Source organism: Lacticaseibacillus yichunensis (assembly GCF_003946405.1).
Lineage (GTDB): Bacteria > Bacillota > Bacilli > Lactobacillales > Lactobacillaceae > Lacticaseibacillus > Lacticaseibacillus yichunensis.
In genome coordinates this window covers 1-19,059 of record NZ_RHOG01000026.1, presented here as the reverse complement: position 1 = coordinate 19,059, position 19,059 = coordinate 1, and the positions used below count along the sequence as shown (strand labels likewise).

15 protein-coding genes are annotated in these 19,059 nt (G+C 55.0%); 5 read left to right on the top strand and 10 right to left on the bottom strand.

The window, feature by feature from the left end:
* Nucleotides 1-711: 711 nt before the first annotated feature.
* Nucleotides 712-1,476: a class II aldolase/adducin family protein gene (locus tag EKM95_RS08540; RefSeq protein ID WP_125697485.1), complete on the bottom strand. Its 765-nt coding sequence runs from the start codon at nt 1,474-1,476 to the stop codon at nt 712-714.
* Nucleotides 1,477-1,743: 267 nt separating this feature from the next.
* Between EKM95_RS08540 and EKM95_RS08535 the strand changes: the two genes are divergently transcribed.
* From EKM95_RS08535 to EKM95_RS08525, 3 genes are read left to right on the top strand one after another with little or no spacing between them, the layout of a single operon-like run.
* The gene (locus EKM95_RS08535) at nt 1,744-2,499 is read left to right on the top strand and encodes a DeoR/GlpR family DNA-binding transcription regulator (protein WP_125697483.1); all 756 of its coding nucleotides are present in this window, start codon (nt 1,744-1,746) and stop codon (nt 2,497-2,499) included.
* A gap of 12 nt (nt 2,500-2,511) precedes the next feature.
* Nucleotides 2,512-4,293, top strand: coding sequence for an L-fucose isomerase (locus EKM95_RS08530; RefSeq protein ID WP_125697481.1), 1,782 nt, complete (start codon nt 2,512-2,514; stop codon nt 4,291-4,293).
* 12 nt (nt 4,294-4,305) lie between these two features.
* Complete coding sequence (locus EKM95_RS08525; RefSeq protein WP_125697479.1) at nt 4,306-5,811, top strand: rhamnulokinase; 1,506 nt, start codon at nt 4,306-4,308, stop codon at nt 5,809-5,811.
* Nucleotides 5,812-6,027: 216 nt separating this feature from the next.
* On the opposite strand, the gene EKM95_RS08520 is transcribed toward EKM95_RS08525, so the two are convergent.
* From EKM95_RS08520 to EKM95_RS08495, 6 genes are all read right to left on the bottom strand, one after another.
* Nucleotides 6,028-7,929, bottom strand: a complete 1,902-nt coding sequence (locus EKM95_RS08520) for an alpha-amylase family protein (RefSeq protein ID WP_164510144.1) — start codon at nt 7,927-7,929, stop codon at nt 6,028-6,030.
* A gap of 15 nt (nt 7,930-7,944) precedes the next feature.
* Entirely contained in the window at nt 7,945-8,763 is an 819-nt protein-coding gene (locus tag EKM95_RS08515) for a carbohydrate ABC transporter permease (protein WP_125697475.1), read from the bottom strand.
* Nucleotides 8,756-9,712, bottom strand: a complete 957-nt coding sequence (locus tag EKM95_RS08510; protein ID WP_225423259.1) for a carbohydrate ABC transporter permease — start codon at nt 9,710-9,712, stop codon at nt 8,756-8,758. Before EKM95_RS08510 ends, EKM95_RS08515 begins: the two co-directional genes overlap by 8 nt.
* A gap of 14 nt (nt 9,713-9,726) precedes the next feature.
* On the bottom strand, nt 9,727-11,043 hold the full coding sequence (locus EKM95_RS08505) for an ABC transporter substrate-binding protein (protein WP_125697473.1): 1,317 nt from the start codon (nt 11,041-11,043) through the stop codon (nt 9,727-9,729).
* 143 nt (nt 11,044-11,186) lie between these two features.
* Nucleotides 11,187-11,948 carry a DeoR/GlpR family DNA-binding transcription regulator gene (locus EKM95_RS08500; protein WP_125697471.1) on the bottom strand — a complete coding sequence of 254 codons (762 nt, stop codon included), beginning with the start codon at nt 11,946-11,948 and terminating at the stop codon, nt 11,187-11,189.
* A gap of 413 nt (nt 11,949-12,361) precedes the next feature.
* On the bottom strand, nt 12,362-13,324 hold the full coding sequence (locus EKM95_RS08495; RefSeq protein ID WP_125697469.1) for an alpha-L-fucosidase: 963 nt from the start codon (nt 13,322-13,324) through the stop codon (nt 12,362-12,364).
* Nucleotides 13,325-13,701: 377 nt separating this feature from the next.
* Between EKM95_RS08495 and EKM95_RS08490 the strand changes: the two genes are divergently transcribed.
* On the top strand, nt 13,702-14,352 hold the full coding sequence (locus EKM95_RS08490) for an AraC family ligand binding domain-containing protein (protein ID WP_125697467.1): 651 nt from the start codon (nt 13,702-13,704) through the stop codon (nt 14,350-14,352).
* 11 nt (nt 14,353-14,363) lie between these two features.
* Here EKM95_RS08490 and EKM95_RS08485 read toward each other — a convergent pair whose 3' ends face one another.
* The 3 genes from EKM95_RS08485 to EKM95_RS08475 form a co-directional block, all read right to left on the bottom strand.
* Entirely contained in the window at nt 14,364-15,497 is a 1,134-nt protein-coding gene (locus tag EKM95_RS08485) for a site-specific integrase (protein WP_082620463.1), read from the bottom strand.
* Nucleotides 15,494-15,757, bottom strand: coding sequence for a DUF3173 family protein (locus tag EKM95_RS08480; RefSeq protein WP_225419500.1), 264 nt, complete (start codon nt 15,755-15,757; stop codon nt 15,494-15,496). The genes EKM95_RS08485 and EKM95_RS08480 overlap by 4 nt, the downstream gene beginning before the upstream one ends.
* A 77-nt stretch (nt 15,758-15,834) precedes the next feature.
* Nucleotides 15,835-17,115: a replication initiation factor domain-containing protein gene (locus EKM95_RS08475; protein ID WP_125697465.1), complete on the bottom strand. Its 1,281-nt coding sequence runs from the start codon at nt 17,113-17,115 to the stop codon at nt 15,835-15,837.
* Nucleotides 17,116-17,984: 869 nt separating this feature from the next.
* On the opposite strand from EKM95_RS08475, the gene tnpC reads away from it, so the two are divergent.
* A complete protein-coding gene (gene tnpC, locus EKM95_RS11840; protein WP_225423257.1) occupies nt 17,985-19,025 on the top strand; it encodes an IS66 family transposase in 1,041 nt (346 codons plus the stop codon).
* The last annotated feature ends 34 nt before the right edge of the window (nt 19,026-19,059 follow it).

The window sequence follows — 19,059 nt, the reverse complement described above, 5'->3', positions numbered from 1 at the left end:
GCAGGCCCGCGGGATGGTGGGTCAGCTAACTTGGCTCGGGTGCTTGAGGCGCACTTCGCCTCGAGTGCACGAGACAGTTAGATGAACCCACCATGCGGGCCGGAGCCCAACTGTAGGGTGCGCAGGCCCGCGGGATGGTGGGTCAGCTAACTTGGCTCGGGTGCTTGAGGCGCACTTCGCCTCGAGTGCACGAGACAGTTAGATGGACCCACCATGCGGGCCGGAGCCCAACTGTAGGGTGCGCAGGCCCGCGGGATGGTGGGTCAGCTAACTTGGCTCGGGTGCTTGAGGCGCACTTCGCCTCGAGTGCACGAGACAGTTAGATGGACCCACCATGCGGGCCGGAGCCCAACTGTAGGGTGCGCAGGCCCGCGGGATGGTGGGTCAGCTAACTTGGCTCGGGTGCTTGAGGCGCACTTCGCCTCGAGTGCACGAGACAGTTAGATGGACCCACCATGCGGGCCGGAGCCCAACTGTAGGGTGCGCAGGCCCGCGGGATGGTGGTACAGCGAGGTCGGCTCATGCACTTGGTGGCGGTCCTTGCCACCGAGTGCATGAGACGCCTAGATGTTTCCACCATGCGGGCCGGAGCCCTACTATCGGGTGCGCAGCGGGGCGCTTAGGGGCGGCGCCGGGCTGTCGCGGAAGCACGGCCCGCCGCGCTCAACACAAAAAAACAGCCGGCACCACGTTCTGCCAGCTGCGTTTGTGTTACCCACCAAATGTGACCCGATTGACCTTTGGCAGTGGCGCCGGATGATCCACCACTGGTTGATTCGGTAGCGAGATCGCCGGATGCTCCTCATCTTCAACCGGCTGATAATCCGCGCCACACGACTGGTACCCCTTCAACAGTCCCAAGTGAATGAAGACGGTCTGCTGATACGCGATCTTCGCGTTCCATTCCAGCGTCTCAAGGACCCGCACCGCGATATGCAGGTCCGTTGCCGTGATCACGACCCCGTGACTGTTGAGCAGAAAGACATTTTCCATCGCTCGGTCGCCCAGTTCTGCCAGTGCGTCGCTGACTGTTTTCGCCAGGGCCATGCTAGTCGCCGGCGCATATGGCAACGTGCGGATGCGGCCGAGCTCCCGCGTGCCTTCAGTCACATTGGGCATCTCCAACCCGCTTGTGGCCCAGAACATCGACTCGGGGGCATGCGCGTGGAAAACGGTGCGGATGCCTGGATTGGCGCGGTATGCACCTTCATGCATGTTGATCTCGCGGGTCACAGTGCCCACGCCGTCCACTTTTTCGCCGGTCGCCATGTCGACCACCAGGATCTGGGCAGGCGAAAGCCGCGCGTAAAATGTCTCAGACATAAAACTCGGGGTGATCAGAATGTAGGCCTTCCCCGTTTCATCAAATACTTTCATCGAGACGTTCCCGCCCGCAATATTGGTATCTTTGCGGTCGAACATCAAGCGGACCGTCTCAGCCAGATCTTGGCGCTGGGCTTCAAACATCATCAGCATTGTTTTTTCCTCCCTGTGTTGCGTCTTCCCTTAATTATAAGATGGTGCGATGCCGCGCAACCGGCTGGATGGCGTTTTTGGCGATTCGTCACCAAGCCGGCGTCAATGCGCCGCAATTCGCCGATTTCTCACGCTGATTGCCCACCTGATGGGGCTCCGGCCCGCGCGGCTTTCTCCGCCGGCGCAACCAAGTCAAAATCCACCCGAATCGCAAGATCGCGTGGTACGCTAAAGCTAACTATGAAGCGTTTTCAAGGAGGTGGTGCCATGCTTCAAAATGAACGATTAGAAATGATTCTTCAGATTCTTCAGCGCCGCAAACAGGTGACGACCGGGGAGCTTGCCAACTCGCTGTATATCAGCTCATCCACCCTGCGCCGGGACCTGATGGCACTGGAAAAATTGGGCAAGATCACACGCCGCTATGGCAACGTCGAACTGGTCAGGCCAGCGACAGTCGAGTTTCCCTATCTTTTTCGCCAGCAGGAAAACGAAAAGGCAAAGCGCGCGATTGCAGAAAGCTGCTCGACTTTTTTAGGCGATGGCCAGGCGCTATTCATCGATTCCAGCTCGACGGCCTCGTTTCTGGCCACGTATCTGGAGCGATTGGACAATATGGTGGTGATCACCAACGGCCTGCGCCTCGCCGAAAGCCTCGATGGCATGGCCGGGGTGAAGACCTTTATCACCGGCGGCCGCCTGCGCCCCGGGTCCGGCTCGATCTTGGGGGAGGTCGCCGTTGATTTTCTCGATAATTTCCGCGCGGATCTTGCCATTATTTCCTGCACAGGCATCACCGCAGACGGCATTTTCATGTCCAGCGAAGAGCAATCCAGCATCAAGCGCAAGATGCTCGGTGCCGCCAAGTCCACCCTGGTGCTGGCGGATCACACCAAGGTCGGTCAGCAAGCCTATTACCGCTTATGTGCCCCAGGCGATGTCAGTGCGATCATCACCGATGTCAAGCCGCCAGCCGACATTTTGGCCGCCTGGGCAAAAGCAGACGTCGAGACCCTATATTAGGAGGAAAAAATCATGACCACATTTCCAAAGATCGGCATTCGTCCCACCATCGATGGCCGCCGCCGCGGCATTCGCGAGTCCCTTGAAGCGCAGACCATGGCCATGGCGCACAGTGTGGCGGACCTGTTAGCCGCCACCTTGACCTATCCAGACGGAACCCCCGTCGAATGCGTGATCGCCGACACCACGATTGGCGGCGTGCACGAGGCCGCGCTGGCCAAGGCCAAATTCGACAAGGAAGCTATTTGCGGCACCATCACCGTCACCCCGTGCTGGTGCTACGGGAGTGAAACGATGGATATGACCCGGGACATCCCCCATGCGATCTGGGGCTTCAACGGCACCGAGCGGCCAGGCGCCGTTTACCTCGCCGCGGTCCTCGCCGCCCACACGCAAAAGGGCATCCCGGCGTTTGGCATTTACGGCGAAGATGTGCAAGACGCCGATGACACCAGCATTCCAGCGGATGTCGCGGCGAAACTGATTCGGTTTGCCAAAGGCGCGCTTGCGGTCGGGCAGATGAAAAATCGCAGCTACCTGTCCATCGGCAGTGTCGCGATGGGCATCGGTGGGTCGATCGTCGACGCCGACTTTTTCCAAGATTACCTCGGCATGCGCAACGAATATGTCGACATGAGTGAGCTCGTGCGCCGCATCGATGAAGGCATTTATGATCCCGTTGAGTTCGAGCGCGCATTTGCCTGGGCGAAAACCAACACCCCGGTTGGTCCAGACCTCTACAACGAAGGTGTATCCGGCCAATTTTCCGCAGCCGACAAAGAGGCGCAGCTGGCCTTTGCCGTGAAAATGACGCTCATCACCCGCGACCTGATGAGCGGCTCCAAGCGGCTCAGCGAACTCGGGTTTGAAGAAGAAGCAGGCGGCCATGAAGCGATCGCGGCGGGCTTTCAGGGGCAGCGGCAATGGACAGACCATTTTCCAAACGGCGATTACATGGAGGCGCTCCTCAACTCCCAATATGACTGGAACGGCCAGCACGCCCCACACATTCTCGCCACGGAAAATGACGCGCTGAACGGAGCCTCGATGCTGTTCAACTACCTGCTGACCAATACCCCGCAAATCTTCGCGGATGTGCGGACTTATTGGAGTGCCGACGCCGTCCAGCGCGTGACCGGCACCACCCTCACCGGAAAATTGGCCGGTGGCTTCTTGCATCTGTCCAATTCCGGTGCCCAGACGCTGGATGCGACCGGCGCCGAGAAACGCGACGGCCAGCCTGCTATCAAGCCGTACTGGGAGGTCACGGAGGCCGAAGCGCAGGAAAATCTGGCGCGGACCCGCTGGATTCCGGCGAACATCGGCTACTTCCGCGGCGGCGGTTTTTCCAGTAATTATGTCACGGAAGGCGGTGCGGATGGCATGCCGGTGACGATGACACGACTGAATCTGGTGCGTGGCGTCGGGCCTGTTTTGCAGATCGCGGAAGGCTATGCCGTCGATCTCCCGCAAAATGTTTTCGACACCGTCAACCAGCGCACCGACCCGGGCTGGCCATCGACATTCTTCGTGCCAACGTTGACAGGCAAAGGCGCGTTCACCAGTGTGTATTCGGTGATGAACAATTGGGGCGCCAATCACGGGGCGATCTCCTATGGCCACATCGGTGCGGACCTCATCACGCTGGCCGCCATGTTGCGGATTCCCGTCAACATGCATAACGTGGCCGATGCGGCGATCTTCCGCCCGCGGGCCTGGAGCAGTCTTGGTACCAGCGAGCCGGAAAGCGCCGATTTTCGCGCCTGCAACACCTTTGGCCCGCTGTATCACTAAAGGAGGCGCCTCATGAACGAGACAACGCTGATTGCCGTTGACCTCGGCGCCAGTTCAGGCCGCGTTATTTCAGGCCAACTGACAGAAACCGGATTGACGCTCAAAGAACAGTTCCGCTTCTCCAATTTTCCAGTGACGACCGGGCGTGACCTTTACTGGGATGTGCTCAAGATCGCCCAAGAGATCAAGTACGGTCTGCAGCTCACCAGCCAAGATGGCGTCGTGCCGGAGTCGCTGGCTGTGGATAGCTGGGGTGTCGATTTTGGCTACCTGACCAGCCGCGGTGAATTGCTCCTGCAACCGCATAGCTATCGCGATGAGCGAACGGCTTTTACCGTGGGCCAGCTGAATGAGAAACTTTCCGATTGGCAGCAATTTCGGCTCAGCGGCAATCAACCCAGCCCTATCAACACATCCAGCCAGCTTTTCGCCGATCGACTGCGCTATCCAGAGATGCAGCCCCTCACGGACAGGGTGGTCATGATTCCTGGCCTCGTGACCCACTTACTGGCTGGGAAGGCCGATAACGAGTACACGATCGCCTCGACCAGTGGCCTGCTGACCGCGGGAACAACCAGCATCTCACCTGAGATCAGTCGCGCATTGGCTATTCCCGCGATGTGGCTCGCCCCGGTCCGCCTCGGCGGTGAGCACTTGGGGCCGCTTGTGCCCGAAATTCAGCGCGAGATCGGCTATGACAACCGGATGCAGGTCGTGGTCGGCGCCGGCCATGATACCGCCGCTGCTTTGCTGGCCCTACCGAGTGCGCGCGACGAGGACACAGCCTTCATCAGCTGTGGCACCTGGTCCCTGATCGGCCGCCAGCTCAGCAAGCCTGTTTTGACACACGCCGCATTTAACGCCGGCCTGACCAACGAAGGCACCTTCAGCGGTCACACCCGCTTGTTGAAAAATCTGACCGGGCTTTGGCTCATTCAGGAGCTTCAACGCGACTGGTCGCTGGCCGGCAACATGGTCGATTTTGGCAAAATGACGATGCTCGCCGCCGCCAGCACTTGCACCACCTCCTTTATCGATCCAGATGCCCCAATGTTTGCAAGCCCAGGCCACATGGAAGCGAAGATCCGCTTTTTCTTGCGCCAGACCGGGCAGGCGCTGCCTCAAACGGCCGGAGATCTGATTCGCATCGTGTTGCAAAGTCTCGCTTGTTCCTACCGACGGACACTGGGTGCGCTGGCCGAAACGACCGGCAAGCCGATTCGGCGCCTGACCATGTTTGGCGGTGGCATTCAAAACCAACTGCTGGTCCAGCTCACCGCCGATCTCACCGGGCTGCCGATCGACGCCGGACCGGTTGAAGCCAGCGCCATCGGCAACATGATCAGCCAACTGATGGTGCTCCAACAATCAGCCTTTGATCGAGACGCGCTACTGGCCCAGATCTATCACCCGCAACGCATCCTGCCCGCTATGAATCGAGACGCCGAATATCACCAATTTGAAGTTATCGTCCAGAACCATGATGGCAAGGCGATCTCGTCGACCTTTTCTCGATAGCCCGCGAATTGTTGGCGGCTGCGGCCGACCGCTACAACACAAAGACCCCCATTCAGCATTTTCGCTGAATGGGGGTCTTTTGCGCCTCAACGAAGCCGATTTCGCGTGGGCCACGTGCCGATGGCTGGCCGCGGTTAACTACGCCTGATACTGCACTTCCAGGACCTCATACCCAATCAGGCTCGGGACCCTGATCTGCAAGAGGCGGCCAATTTGTTACCAGGCGATGCCCGACCCATTGATCAAGCCGGTCACCGCTTTGACCGTTTGGGTGCGCACGGTCAGATCGATCGTCAGCTGGGCAGTCAGATAGGCCGGATCGACCGTGTAGAGCTTGCTGGCCTGCTTGACGATCACATAATTGAGCAAATGCACATGGCTGACATGCCGGTCCGCATTCCCGTTCACATATACCTGAAGCGTCGCCGGGCCATCATGATGAACCAATTGATTGGGCAGCGCCAGGCGCAGGAGATCCCGGAACATCACCTTGAGCCACGCGGGCCGATACTGCGCATAGATCGTGAACAGTGGGTGCGTCAGCGTAAACGTATTTTCATATCGCCACAGCGCCGGTTGCCCCGCCTTTTCCGTGGCTGGTGCATGCTGATGCGAGATGAACGTCTTGCCTTCGCGGTTAAAATACGGCCGCCGCGTTTCCAGAAGTGGCGTTGCCCCTGCCGCTTGGACGGCGATCGCCTGCAGGTACATGACCAGCGGCTCTTTTGGCAGGGCCTGCCCGATCACATCATTGGCCACGATGAAGCTGCGTTGCCAGCGGTCATCGCCGTGCCGTGTCAGGCCAAACAAGGTCGAGCGCTCGTTCAGCATCCCCCCACCGCTGCTGATGAGCGCCCCGCCCGTTTCCTTGAAAGCGCGCAACTTCAGCGACAGTGCTTTTGAATATGGCACCCCTTCCGGTACAATGACCAGCCGGTAGTGCGTCAGCGGCGTGTCCGCATCGATAAAATCGAATTGCACATTCAGCTCCGTCAGCAGGTTTTTGACCCCGATCACCGCCATGGCCACATCGATGCCTGGCGGAACCGGCGGTATTAGCACCGCCGTTTCCACAGTTGGCACATCCCCTGCCAGATGCGGTGCCAACGCCGCGACCTGATGATAGACCCCGCCGATCAGGTCATAGGCAGCCGGCGAGAGTTTCCCCGTCGGATCCATCTGATCGCCGATCGACACAGCGTCGACATTGAGCGCCAACATCAACTGCACCTCATACGCGAGCGCACTTGCCTCCTTTAATGAATTAAAGTCCCCCCAATACGTGTGAAACTTGCCCGTCATGCCCACCAGCGGCTTCCCCAAAGTCCGCGCATAACGCGCTGTCACGGGAAAATGATCGTAGCCCCACCCGCCACTGGGCAGACTTTCAATCTCCAGGTGCGTGGTGGCCGCAAGATCCTGTTTCACAGCCGGCGAGATCGTCGAGCTGTTGAAAAAGATGCTGGCGTCCTTCACCCGGGTCTCAATCAGTTGATACATCTCTAGTTTAAACTCATGCAGCATCTCGAGGCTGTAGGCAAGGCGCGCCTCCGCGTCCGTGTGGTCAATGCCGCGACGTGCCATCTGCGCCTGGCAATAGACACAATCACACGGCACCGGCAACACGATGTCAAAGAAAAAGCCATCCACGCGCTCGGCGCCAGCCACATCGATCACATCATGGACGAAGCGTTTGAGATAATCCCGATATGGACTACTCAAGCAGACAAAATCATAGAAATTTGGCTCCGGGGTGTTTTGCGTATTGATCGGCTCGCCGTCTGGATCCCGGCACAGCCACTCGGGATGCTCGCGCATGATCACATGGTCCCACTGAACCGTGACATAGATCGGCGCCCGAATGTCGCGGGCGTGCAGGGCATCGATCTGCTGAAGCAGCAGGTCCCGTTGCACCAGATGTGGGTGCACGATCTCAGCGAACCGCTCGGATGGATAATAGATCCAGCCGTGATGATCGCGGGCAAAAACGGTGACCGAATTCACATCCGCGGCCTTGAAGGTAGCCGCAAATGCATCCGCATCAAAGGCCGCGCCGACTTCAGGAATATACTGACTCGTGTGAAAATCCAGGTGAATCTGACGTTGATTGAGCTTCACCACAGTCTCATCCCCTTACCCTTTGATGGCGCCAGCCGCGATGCCATTTTCGATGCGCTCCTGGAAGAAAATATACAGAATGAACGGCACCGAGATGGTGATGCTGATCGCCGCCATCATGGGTCCATAATCCGTCCCGTGCTCGCCGCTAAAGTTCAGCAGCCCAAGCGCGACGGTCTTCATCGACGGATCATTGATGAAGAGCAATGGGAACATGACGTCATTCCACACCGACAAGAAGTTGAAGATTGCGACCGTTGACAGCGCCGGCCCGCTCATCGGCAGAATCACCCGCAGATAGATTGCAAACTTCGAGGCGCCATCAAGCACCGCCGCTTCCTCGATCTCAACGGGAATCGCCCGCATGAAGTTGGCCAGCACCGCCGTTGTGAACGGCATGGCAAACGCGATATACAGCAGCATCAACGCCCCGATATTGTTTTTCAGATCCAAGTTACCGATGATCCAGGAGATCGGCACGATGATGGCATGCATCGGAATCATCATCCCCATCAGGAAAAACGACAGCAGTAGCTTGTTGATGCGGAAGTTGAACCGCGAGATCTCATACGCCACCATCGACGCGACGATCAGAATCAGCGCAACGGAGCCGATCGCCAGGCCAAAACTGTTGAGCAAGTACCGCGACATCCCGGCCGAGCTCCACGCGATCTGCCAGTTCTCAAACCGCCAGATCTTCGGCAGCGAAAATGGCGCGGAAAAGATCTCATTGTTGTTTTTGAACGACGAGATGAAGGTGAACAGCATCGGTAGCACAAACGCCAGCACCATCAGATACAGAAAGGCATATTTGATCCACTTCAGACTACGCATGCGTCTTCACCCGCTTTCGCGCGATCCATTTCGGCACATACTGAGTCAACAGCGTCAGGGTCATGGCCAGCACCAACAGAATCACACCTACTGCCGAGCCTAACCCGTAATTGTCATACCGAAACGCCTCATAGTAGACCAGTGTCGTCGGCAGATTCGTCAACCCATTTGGCCCGCCGCCGGTCATCACGAAAACCAAGTCAAAGACCTTGATCGTGCCGATGATGTCCAACACCAAACAGAGAAGGATGGTCGGTCGCATGATCGGCACGGTGACCCGGAAAAAGATCTGGACCGCCGAAGCACCATCGATACGCGCCGCCTCGTAGACATCCTCTGGAATATTTTTCAAACCGGCCAACAAAATGATCATGTAGTAGCCGATCCCGGCCCAGATGTTGACGAAGATGATCGTCGGCATGGCCGTGCCCGAGTCAACGAGCCAGCCCCGGGCCCAAGAGCCCAGGCCCAGATTGGTCAGCGTTGTGTTCAAGGCGCCAGTCGGCATGAAGATGAAATACCACAGCAGCCCGGTCGCGATCAATGGAAAGATCGTCGGCACAAAGTAGATCATTTTGAAAAATCGTTTGCCCCGCACCTTGGTGTTCAGCACCGCCGCCAAGACCAGCGCGATCGGGGTATGAAACAGCACACTAACAGTCACCATCAGCGCCAGATTTTTCATAGACGTCTGGAACAGCGGACTTGCAAAGGCGCGGGCAAAATTCTGCCAGCCAACATATTCAAGCGGCGCGCCCTTGATGCCATTCCACGAGTGAAACGAGAAATACAGCGCGATGAAGATCGGAATGACCAGAAAGGCCGTATAGATCACGATCGCCGGGCTCGACATCGCGACTAACTGGACCTTGTCGCGCGTCGTCAACAGCGCGTGTGACCGTCTTCTGGGATTGGGCTTTAACGGCTTTGAAGCGGCAGTTGCCTCCATGCATGACCCTCCTTTTATTTACTGTTATCGATCTCCTGTTGAATCGTCTCGGCTGCCTTTTTCGGCGAATCGCCTTGAAGGACGCCGACCAGCGCATTACGCGTCACATCCTGCATCGATTGCAGCGGATCCATCCCGAAGACATCGACGCCGACATTAGTGGATGTCTTTGCCAATTCAACATTCTCACGGAACAGCGGGGTGGACTTGTCTGCGGCCACCGTGTAATCCGTCCGCGGGAAGATCTGGTTGGTCTCGTTTGCCATCTTGGAGGCATAGGCTTCACTGCTCAACGCCTTGGCCAGCTCGATCGCCATCTTCTTCTTTTCACCGGTCAGATCGCCGCGAATCTGGATGGCTGAGATTGCCTGCATGTCATTGTCCTTGAACTGCGGCTCATCCTCGAAATACGGGAACTTGGCAAACGCGAAGTCCGCCGTCAGCTTGGTCTTGCTCTTATCCTGCATATTCGGGATATCCCACGGCCCGGTGATGAACATCGCGGCCTTCCCTGTCAAAAAGTCGGTGAAGGCGGATTCACGGCTGATTCCGGCTGAATCTGGGGCGAAGGCCTTCATGTCGTTGAGTTCCTTGACCTTTTCGATCGTCGCGACGATCTTCGGGTCGGTCCACTTGATCTTGCGCTCGCCCAGTTCCTTAGCCGCATCGACGCCAACCATGTGGTAGAAGATCAGGTTATGAATGTGGCCAATACTGTAGGAGTCTTTTGCCCCCAGGCCGATCGGGGTGATGTTGAGGCTCCGGATCTTCTTGATCGCTGCCTCAAACTCCGAGAACGTCTGCGGAAATTCGTTGTAGCCTGCGCGCTTGAAGATCTCCTTGTTGTAATACACGCCGACGAGCCCGGATTCCTGCGGGACGCCCCATGTGCCCTTGAACCCTGGGACCTGCAGATAACTCAGCGCGCCCTTGCTGAGGCCGTCGCCCCATTTCGGGTCCGCCTTGATGATCGGGTCGATGTTGGTGATCAACCCGGCCTTGATATATTCAGAAAGATTCGCGACCCCTTCCACGCGGAAAATATCCGGCAGATCATTGGAGGCGCGGCTCGTCTTGAGCAGATTGTTGTAGGCATTTTCATCGGCGATCGAGCTGTCGACGATCTTGACATTCGGGTGATCTTTTTCAAACTGCTTCAGCGCCGCAAAATAGATCGCGCTGGTCGCAAACCCTTTGCTGTTGCGCGTCATCGTGCGCAACGTGATCTTGCCATCGCTGGAAGTCGTGCTGCTCTTGCCACTGCAGGCCGCCAGTAGTAATGCCGCGGCCAACGCAGCCAGACTGCCCAGTAGAAGTTTGCCAATTTTCATTGTGTCTCCTCCTAAAAATGTGTGTGTGCCACTGAGATGGGGTCATCATATAGGACGAAAAATCAGAATGGAAGCGGTTTCACTTGAAATGGTAATTAGTCAACGCGAGGTGGTCGAAATTGCCCAAACTGCGTCAGGAATGTTCACTCTGGAAAAAGGACCTCAGCCGGTGTCTGATTCCAGGCGGTCAAGATCTCGGGCTCCGGTTCGCGATCCGTGATCACCGCCGTCAGCTGGGCAACGGGAATGAGCCGATAGTAGCCATCCACGCCAACCTTAGTGTGGTCGGCCAACAGCACCGCCTGCTTGCTGAGGGCCAGCATCTGCTGTTTCACGCCCGATTGACTGGTGCTCGCCATAAACACCGTTTCGGCGGTCACCCCGGAGCATGAGATGAAGGCCAGGTCGGTCTGAAACTGATTGAGATACGCCTCGGCGCCAGTGCCAAGCAAGGCGCCGGTGCCCGCGCGAAGCTGGCCGCCGGTGACAAATGTCTTGACCGCCGGCATTTCATCCAGCGCCACTGCGAGCCGCAAGCCATTGGTGATCACGACCATGTTGCGCAAATTGCGCAGATAAGGCGCCAAGAATGAAACGGTGGTGCTGGAGTCCATGAAAATCGCCATGTTGTCCGCCAAAAAGGTGCTGGCGATCTCTGCGATCTGCTTTTTTTCCTGTTCATTGTTCTGTTCGCGAAACAAATAGGACTGCTCCTGTGTGTTACTGGTGACATACTCGATCTGCCCATAGCGGTGAATCACCAGGCCCATTTGCTCGAGTATCATCATGTCGCGGCGTAGCGTTGACGTGCTGACGAACAACGTCTTGTGAATGTCATTGATCGACATCAGCTTACGCCGTTCCAAAAGTGCCATGATCTGCTTGAGTCGTTCGTTGCGGAGCAAGTCATTCCCCCCTTTGCCGGCGACAGGTGCCAGTTCCCGATTCCCCCAACCCAACGCATCCCCTGCGTCGATTCGAGACTATAGACCGGATGGAAAAACTTGTCCACGATAACGACTTACGCGGCGGCCGGGCGCCATCTTGAGGAATTTAGGGCCTTGAAGTTGTGTTCCGGCCACCATCGTGAAATTGGGCTTCATCCCGCATGCCGACGCACCGTGAAATTAGGCGCCGGCCCGCACGGTGGAAACATCTAACTGTCTCTGTCACTCGGGGCTCCGAGCACCCCAAGCACCACGGCCTAGTTAGCTGTTCCACCATCCCGCAGGCCTACACACCATGAATCAAAAAAGACCCGAGATTAAAATTTATCCCAGGTCCTTCATCGTGCATCGCTGACATGACAGTGGTTGGCCTACCGCCGTAGCCATCCCGCCGGCAATTCCGTCAGTGAGGCCGGCTGTTGATAACGCTGGCCATATGCCGCCAGTTGCGCGGCCAGATTAGGCGCCACCTGGCCATGCACGTCCGGATTGATGTTGAGCATGAAGTTCACATTTTGCCGATTATACTGGTCAGCCAGGCCCAGCGCCCAGTCGACCGACTTCAGTGGCTCAGTGGCATAGCGGTCCTTCCAGAACCAGCTCGTGGTAAAGAGATTGCAGGCGATTCCAGGCCCGGCGAACGACGCCGCGGTTTCCTGCCCGGCCGCATTTTCAAAAAAGAGAATGTCCGTGGTCGACAGATCGTCCACGCTACCAATATTCATCAGCAGGCAGTTCGGCTGGAGACTTTTGACCCAGTCATCAACTTCGGCAAATGGGAGGTCTTGATAGGAAGGGCCACCCCACGGCGCATTCCAGCCATCCGTGATCAGAAACGGAATCTCACCGTAATTGGTTAAGAGTTCCGTCAGCTGCGCGTGAATCATCGCCTTATCCGCCGACGTGCAGTGCGTCGCGGTGATGTCGTGCTGGAGGTCCAGCATGGAAAAATACAGCCCAGCCTCGATGCCGGCCGCCCGAAAATCCTTCAGGTAGCTGCCCACGACATCCGTTGTCACCTGGCCGCTGGTCACACAGTGCGTGGTGGTCTGCGTCGGCCATAGGCAAAAGCCTTCGTGATGCTTCGTCGTCAGCGCGGCGAACCGCGCGCCGGCCGACTTAGCCACCGCGGCCCACTGCGCCGTATCAAGCCGATCCGGATTCCAGGTCGCAGGATCAAATGGATGCCGGCGCGGATCGTTTTTGCCCGTCACCCCGTAGTCCCAGTCGATAATATCGGACTCATGATACTGCGCGGTGCCGCTGTTGAAATGAATAAAAATACCGTTGCGCTGATCGATAAACGCGCGTTGCAATGCCTCAAGTGATGTCATCGGAATCCTCCTTAGAAAAATGCGCTCTCATTCATATCATAGCAAGATGCGCGATTTAGCAATAGTGAATGCTTGCGAAATAGTAGCGTAAATTTTACCTTCGTGGTAGCCTCAAAGGGTGCGCAGGTGCGCGTTTATGGTCGAGCAGGTAGGCTAGCCAAGCGCTTGGTGGCGCCTCTTGCCACCGAGTGATTGGCGTACCTAGCTGTCTCGACCATGCGCACCGGAGCCCGACTAAAGGGTGCGGAGCGGGCCGCTTTGGGCTGCGCAGTTAGCTTGGCCCTAGCGCTTGATGGCGCATTTGGCCATCGAGCGGTGGGGACAGCTAAATGTCCCAGCCCTGGCCCGTGGAGCCCGACTAAAGGAGGTGGCGTTCGATGGAGTATCAGAAGAAATGGTTTGGGGTAGATGACCACATCAGTGTGATGGCGTTTGATAACTTCAGCTATCCGCTGCATTTTCACCGCTCACTGGAAATGATCTTGCTTCAGGTCGGGACGTTGACGGTGCTTGAGCCGCATCAGCAGACCCTTCTCAAGGCCGGCCATGCAGCGCTGATTTTACCTAACCAACTGCATGGCTACCAAAGCGGGCCGCGCAGTCATTATCAGTGTCTGACCTTTGCCCCAAGTGTCGTGCCGACGTTCATGGCCGCATTGGGGGAACGCCACGCCTCAACGCCGGCGTTGGCTTTTGACCTGTTTGATCTCACCGATCGCCCGACCATGAGCCGGTTGCTGCACCGGCCGCTGATGGTGCGCGGACTCATCGCGATGCTGTGCGACGCCTATCTAGACCAACCACTGGTCGCCGCGCCTGCGCTGGGCAGCGAGCGGCTTGGCCGGATCATCGATTATCTCGGCAGCCACTACACAGCGCCACTCACCTTGCCGGCTGCCGCGCGCGCTTTGGGTTACAATCCCAGTTATCTCTCTCGGCTTATTTCCCGGGAACAATGGCACATCTCGCGCCCGTCCCGTGGTATCAAGGTTTCTAGCACCACCGATTTTACTGTGGCACAGTTTTGACCCTTTTCAAATTATTTTGGCTCATCGGGCACCTCCTTGGAGAATATCCCGTTGAGCTTTTTTGCGACTTCAAAGTTACTGTTGGGGTAAAGATGACCGTAAGTGCCGAGCGTCGTTTCGATGTCCTCATGTCCCAGACGTTCTTTAATCTGGAGCGGGTTTTCACCGAGACTGATCAACAGCGACACATGCGAGTGGCGGAGGCCATGCACGGTAATCCGCTGAACTTTGGCGAGTGTACTGTACGCGTCCACAATATCCAAAAATTGCCCGTCAGAGCACGGAATCCCATCACGTGAGAATACCCACTCGGACGTCACCATCGCCGCTTGTGCGACCTGCCACGCATCTAAGCACGCAATGGTATCATCATCAAGCGCCACGGTACGGCGACTGGCGGCAGTCTTTGGCGCTGGAGTTTCAAACCAGTTGCGGTTGTGATAGTCCATGGTCTTATTGATGTTCACCGTCTTAGCTTCAAGATCAACGTCTGTCCACTTTAACGCCCGTGCTTCACCGCTACGCAAGCCAGACATGAACATGAACCACAACATCGTGTAATCAAAGCGGCCAGTGTACGTGTTGGTGTTCGTCTTGGCGAGTACCTTTTGGAAGTCGGCTTGCGTCCAGAAATTGATCTTCGCTTTCTTCTTTTTGATGAGGCCAACGACCCGTACTGGATTCTCGTTGATGATACCAAGCGCCTTAGCACGTTCAAGCACTTGGCCTAACATAATGTTGATGGTACGCGCATAGGATTGCTTACAGTCTTTGAGTACGCTGACTTGCCAATGTTGCACATCAATCGGCCGAATTTGGTCAATGATGATGTCGTTGAACCTAGTCAGATACTCACTGTTCATCAAGACTAGCCGCTGACGGTAGGTGCGTGGCTTTACTTGGGTTTTGTACCAAGGCTTGAACACGTCTTCCATAAAGTCGACAAACTTAGTCTGCTTGATGTCCTCATCATCGGCGATCCCCGCCGCCAACATTGCAACTCTTGCTTTTTTCGCCTCCGTTTTCGTTTTGAAGCCGCTGGCACGTTTTTGAATTCGTTTGCCAGTTCGTTTGTCAGTTCCTAAGCTTACGCGGAAGCTAAAAGTGCCGTCCGCCTGTTTGGTAATATGGTCTTTCGTAGTCAAGATAGTTCCTCCTTAACTGCGGAAAGGCCACTTGGTGCACCCTCAAGTTGGCTTAGTTTCAAGCCTAATACTGCGTCTACTGCTTCCACTGGAACACGGTCTACGCCTTTCTTACCGTACCATCCAAGGCCACGTTTGAGCAACAACTCTTTTGCCATTTTGATGATACGGCTTGCTTGCGATTGACTGTACCCCAGCTTGATAAGGTCAGCTCTAGTCATCGTCAGGAAGACTGGCTGTTCTGGTACGTTAATATTCAATCAAATCACTTCCTAAAGTTTGGTGGGAGTGAGATAATCAAACCAGATAGAACCCATATTTTATCTGTGAAGGGTGACTACTTGCTTTGGTCGGCGTAGTCGCTCTTTTTTGATTTCTCACGTTGCTTTGAATCGGTCATAACACCGTTGCGTTGGTGCTGAAAATGGTGGATCACGTCCCAGTGGCGTTGCGTCAACTTACCACTGTCGATGATGGCTTTGAGTTCGTTTGTGTTATTGTACTGGTCAATCAACTGCAACATCTTGAGTGAGGGTGCGACTTGCTTTCTCAACCACCGCGTAATATGGTCATAGTTTAACGGTTCTGGATTAGTGGAAAGTCGCAGCTTATCCCGATTGTTACCGATGAACGCCGCCCAACGAGGATCTAACACCCACTCACTTCTGGGTTTATGACTTGGCGTCAAGAAACGCAGATACTGATTGATGATGCCGAACACGACTTGTTCGGGATCGCGCGTCGCCAATAGATGTTCAACCGCTGTGGCGGCACGTTCGCGGCGTAGCCGCACTTCAAAGCGAGTACGGATCGGTTGATCTTCAATGGCGATTTCTGGGTGTTTCTGATGTTGCTCAAATGCCTTGTCGTAGATACAGAAATTGACTTCGCTTTGTGGCGAACCAAGGTACAAGGTGCGCCCAGAGGCGTGCCACTGTTTGGTGCGGTTGTCCCTGAACCCGCGAAAGCGTGAGCTGAATTCATCATGGTCGCACTTCTCAATTAGTGTTGGCACATCTAGTAATCCGTTGCGGTCGTTGATGGCTAAATCAAGTCGGGTAAAGTGGCAATCCAGTTTGAGACAAGTTTCGAGAAAATCGTACCAAGTTCGATGTTGCGATTGCAGATACGATTCGACGTAGCGACAACCTTGACCTTTCAGCTCAATCATTGTGCCACTGTCGTCTTTCGGGTTGTAATCTTCGGCATCCACATCTTGGTAAGGTGATAACATCATCTTGATCTCACCGCATGTTAAGGTTGCTGAATAGCCGTAGTGAGCGCCGTCGTGGAGATTGAAATGGATCGGGCTGATTTGGAACAGTTCGTTAATCAACTCTTCGTAGTCGTGCGTCTTGAAGGTGACGCTGAGATAGTCGATACAGACGTCCAGATTATTCTGACCGGTCAACGCACGCAACGCCAACGTCAGTTCTAGTCGGGCTTTATCGTTGAGTGGCTTCTTACGACCCAGCAGTTGATTCAGGTGTGACCGACTGTAATTTGCCGTATCAGCAAGCTGACCTTGTGTAATATTGTTATCGCGCATTTCGTCGTGGACTTGATCAAGCCAATCTTTGTTGGTCATGCCGCCAATTAAGTTTAAGTCTTTGAGCATGTTAGCTCCTTTCCAAGCGTCCTAACAGCAATTTGGCGTTCTACCTATGCGGTAAGGCCGTGCCACAGGCGCTTTATGCCTACCGTCGGATTTCTTGTTACTTGTATTTGCCCCCCTATTAGACACTGGGGGCTGATGGCGGTCGGCTAACGCCGACCGCCGCCGCTCGCGCTAGCGGCTTTCGCGCTGCACGCCGCGCACGGCGGCAAGGCTACCTCCTTTCAAAAAGATTTGAGAACTTTTGCTCTCACCATATACAGACAGCTTTTACAGCGTATTTGAAACCAAAGCTCTGAAATGTAATGGTTTCCTAATATTTAAGGCACTTTACGCTCCTCAAAAATTCTGAGCCTCCACTAATCACCAAGTCACTAACCGTCTTTGTAGAACACCTCGTAAGCAATTCCGATTTATGCCAATTCAAATTTCTGCTTACATATACACGGAATGTAAGTCCTATAACGCATTCGAAGTGAATAACATGGATTAAAAGGCTTTATTACTACCACTTTTCGTAACAAGTGCTCGGCGTTCTTTATCTGCTCTAGTCAGTGCCAGAGATTCGGATCACGGATTTGACGCTGTTGAGGTCAACCTAGGTCCGTTCAAGTTCAGACTATTAAGGATTTGGCAAGCATATGGAAGACCCGCTATTTGTATTGTGAGGCCCAATGTAAGGCAATTAAGGTATGACGCCACAACTACTTGTTGCCGGAAATTCGAAGCCTTCTGAAATCTTCTTATTGATTTAATTTCCAAGCTAGTTGTTTGGGTGTTGACGAAATATCGCCTTGACTAAATAAGCCAATCAGGATATTCCTAACTCACTAAAAGAAAGAGACGAAGTATAATGACTAAAATTACGATTTGTGGAAAAGGGAACATGGAGCAAGCAATCGGTAATGCCTTTATATCGGTGGACAACGCTGTCAACTACATTGATGTTGGGGATTCGGACGACAATATCGGTGATATTGTCGCAAACTGGGCAACAAAGCGAAGCAGTAACAGATGATGAACCGCAGCAGCTAAGAAAGCCGAAATCTACTCGGCAGCAGTTGTTGGCGAATGATCTACCGGTAAGAACCACCTTTGTTTCCAAAACCGATGAACACAGTGAACATGGTCATGAATTGAAATTGGTAGGCACTCACTTTGTTCGCGAGGTCGTTCATCGAATCCCAGGGCGTTTGTTTGTCGAGAAAATCTATGAGAAGACCTACAAGTGCTCGACTTGCGAACTTGAAGATGGATGTAGTCATATCTATCGTGGTAACGCGCCGAAGGCATTAATTGCCCACAGCATTGCGACGCCTTCGTTGATCGCGTCGATTTTGCATCAAAAATGCATTCTCGGGACACCGCTCTATCGCCAATTAAAGGATTGGCAGCGTGCAGGCGTCTTATTAAGTGAGACCACAATCTCAAATTGGGTCATCAAGTGTGCCGAGTTAGTGAAGCCAGTTTATGACCTGATGCGTAGCCACTTGATGAGCCAAGGTTTTCTCCAAGGCGATGAGACCCCTTATCAGGTACTTCAAGAGCCTGGCAAGTCGGCGCAGAGCAAGTCGTATATTTGGGTAGCCCGTAGTATCACGCGGTGCGAAACGCCAGTCGTCATGTATGCCTATGCGAATACTCGCTCCGGGAAATTCGCTCAGAACTTATACAGTGGCTTTCCTGGTGTCCTACAATGCGACGACTACGCCGGCTACAATCTTCTGGGTGATTCAATCACTCGCGTTGGTTGTTGGGCGCATGTACGGCGTAAGTTCTTCGATGATTTCAAGAACACTAAGAAGATGACGCTGGGCTTGAAGCTACTCAATCAGATGTTTGAACTCGAACGGAATTGGGCAGGCTTAGATAGTGGCTGTTCAACTAGGCCACCATATTCTTGGTGCTGGTAGTAAATTTGTACCGGAAACGATAGGTTTGCCCGTC

Bases quoted from the DNA above. Each gene is read 5' to 3' on its own strand.
- EKM95_RS08495 (WP_125697469.1), bottom strand. From the start codon at position 13,324: ATGACATCACTTGAGGCATTGCAACGCGCGTTTATCGATCAGCGCAAC.
- EKM95_RS08530 (WP_125697481.1), top strand. From the start codon at position 2,512: ATGACCACATTTCCAAAGATCGGCATTCGTCCCACCATCGATGGCCGC.
- EKM95_RS08505 (WP_125697473.1), bottom strand. From the start codon at position 11,043: ATGAAAATTGGCAAACTTCTACTGGGCAGTCTGGCTGCGTTGGCCGCG.
- EKM95_RS08515 (WP_125697475.1), bottom strand. From the start codon at position 8,763: ATGCGTAGTCTGAAGTGGATCAAATATGCCTTTCTGTATCTGATGGTG.
- EKM95_RS08510 (WP_225423259.1), bottom strand. From the start codon at position 9,712: ATGGAGGCAACTGCCGCTTCAAAGCCGTTAAAGCCCAATCCCAGAAGA.
- EKM95_RS08535 (WP_125697483.1), top strand. From the start codon at position 1,744: ATGCTTCAAAATGAACGATTAGAAATGATTCTTCAGATTCTTCAGCGC.
- EKM95_RS08540 (WP_125697485.1), bottom strand. From the start codon at position 1,476: ATGCTGATGATGTTTGAAGCCCAGCGCCAAGATCTGGCTGAGACGGTC.
- EKM95_RS08475 (WP_125697465.1), bottom strand. From the start codon at position 17,115: ATGCTCAAAGACTTAAACTTAATTGGCGGCATGACCAACAAAGATTGG.
- EKM95_RS08525 (WP_125697479.1), top strand. From the start codon at position 4,306: ATGAACGAGACAACGCTGATTGCCGTTGACCTCGGCGCCAGTTCAGGC.
- EKM95_RS08490 (WP_125697467.1), top strand. From the start codon at position 13,702: ATGGAGTATCAGAAGAAATGGTTTGGGGTAGATGACCACATCAGTGTG.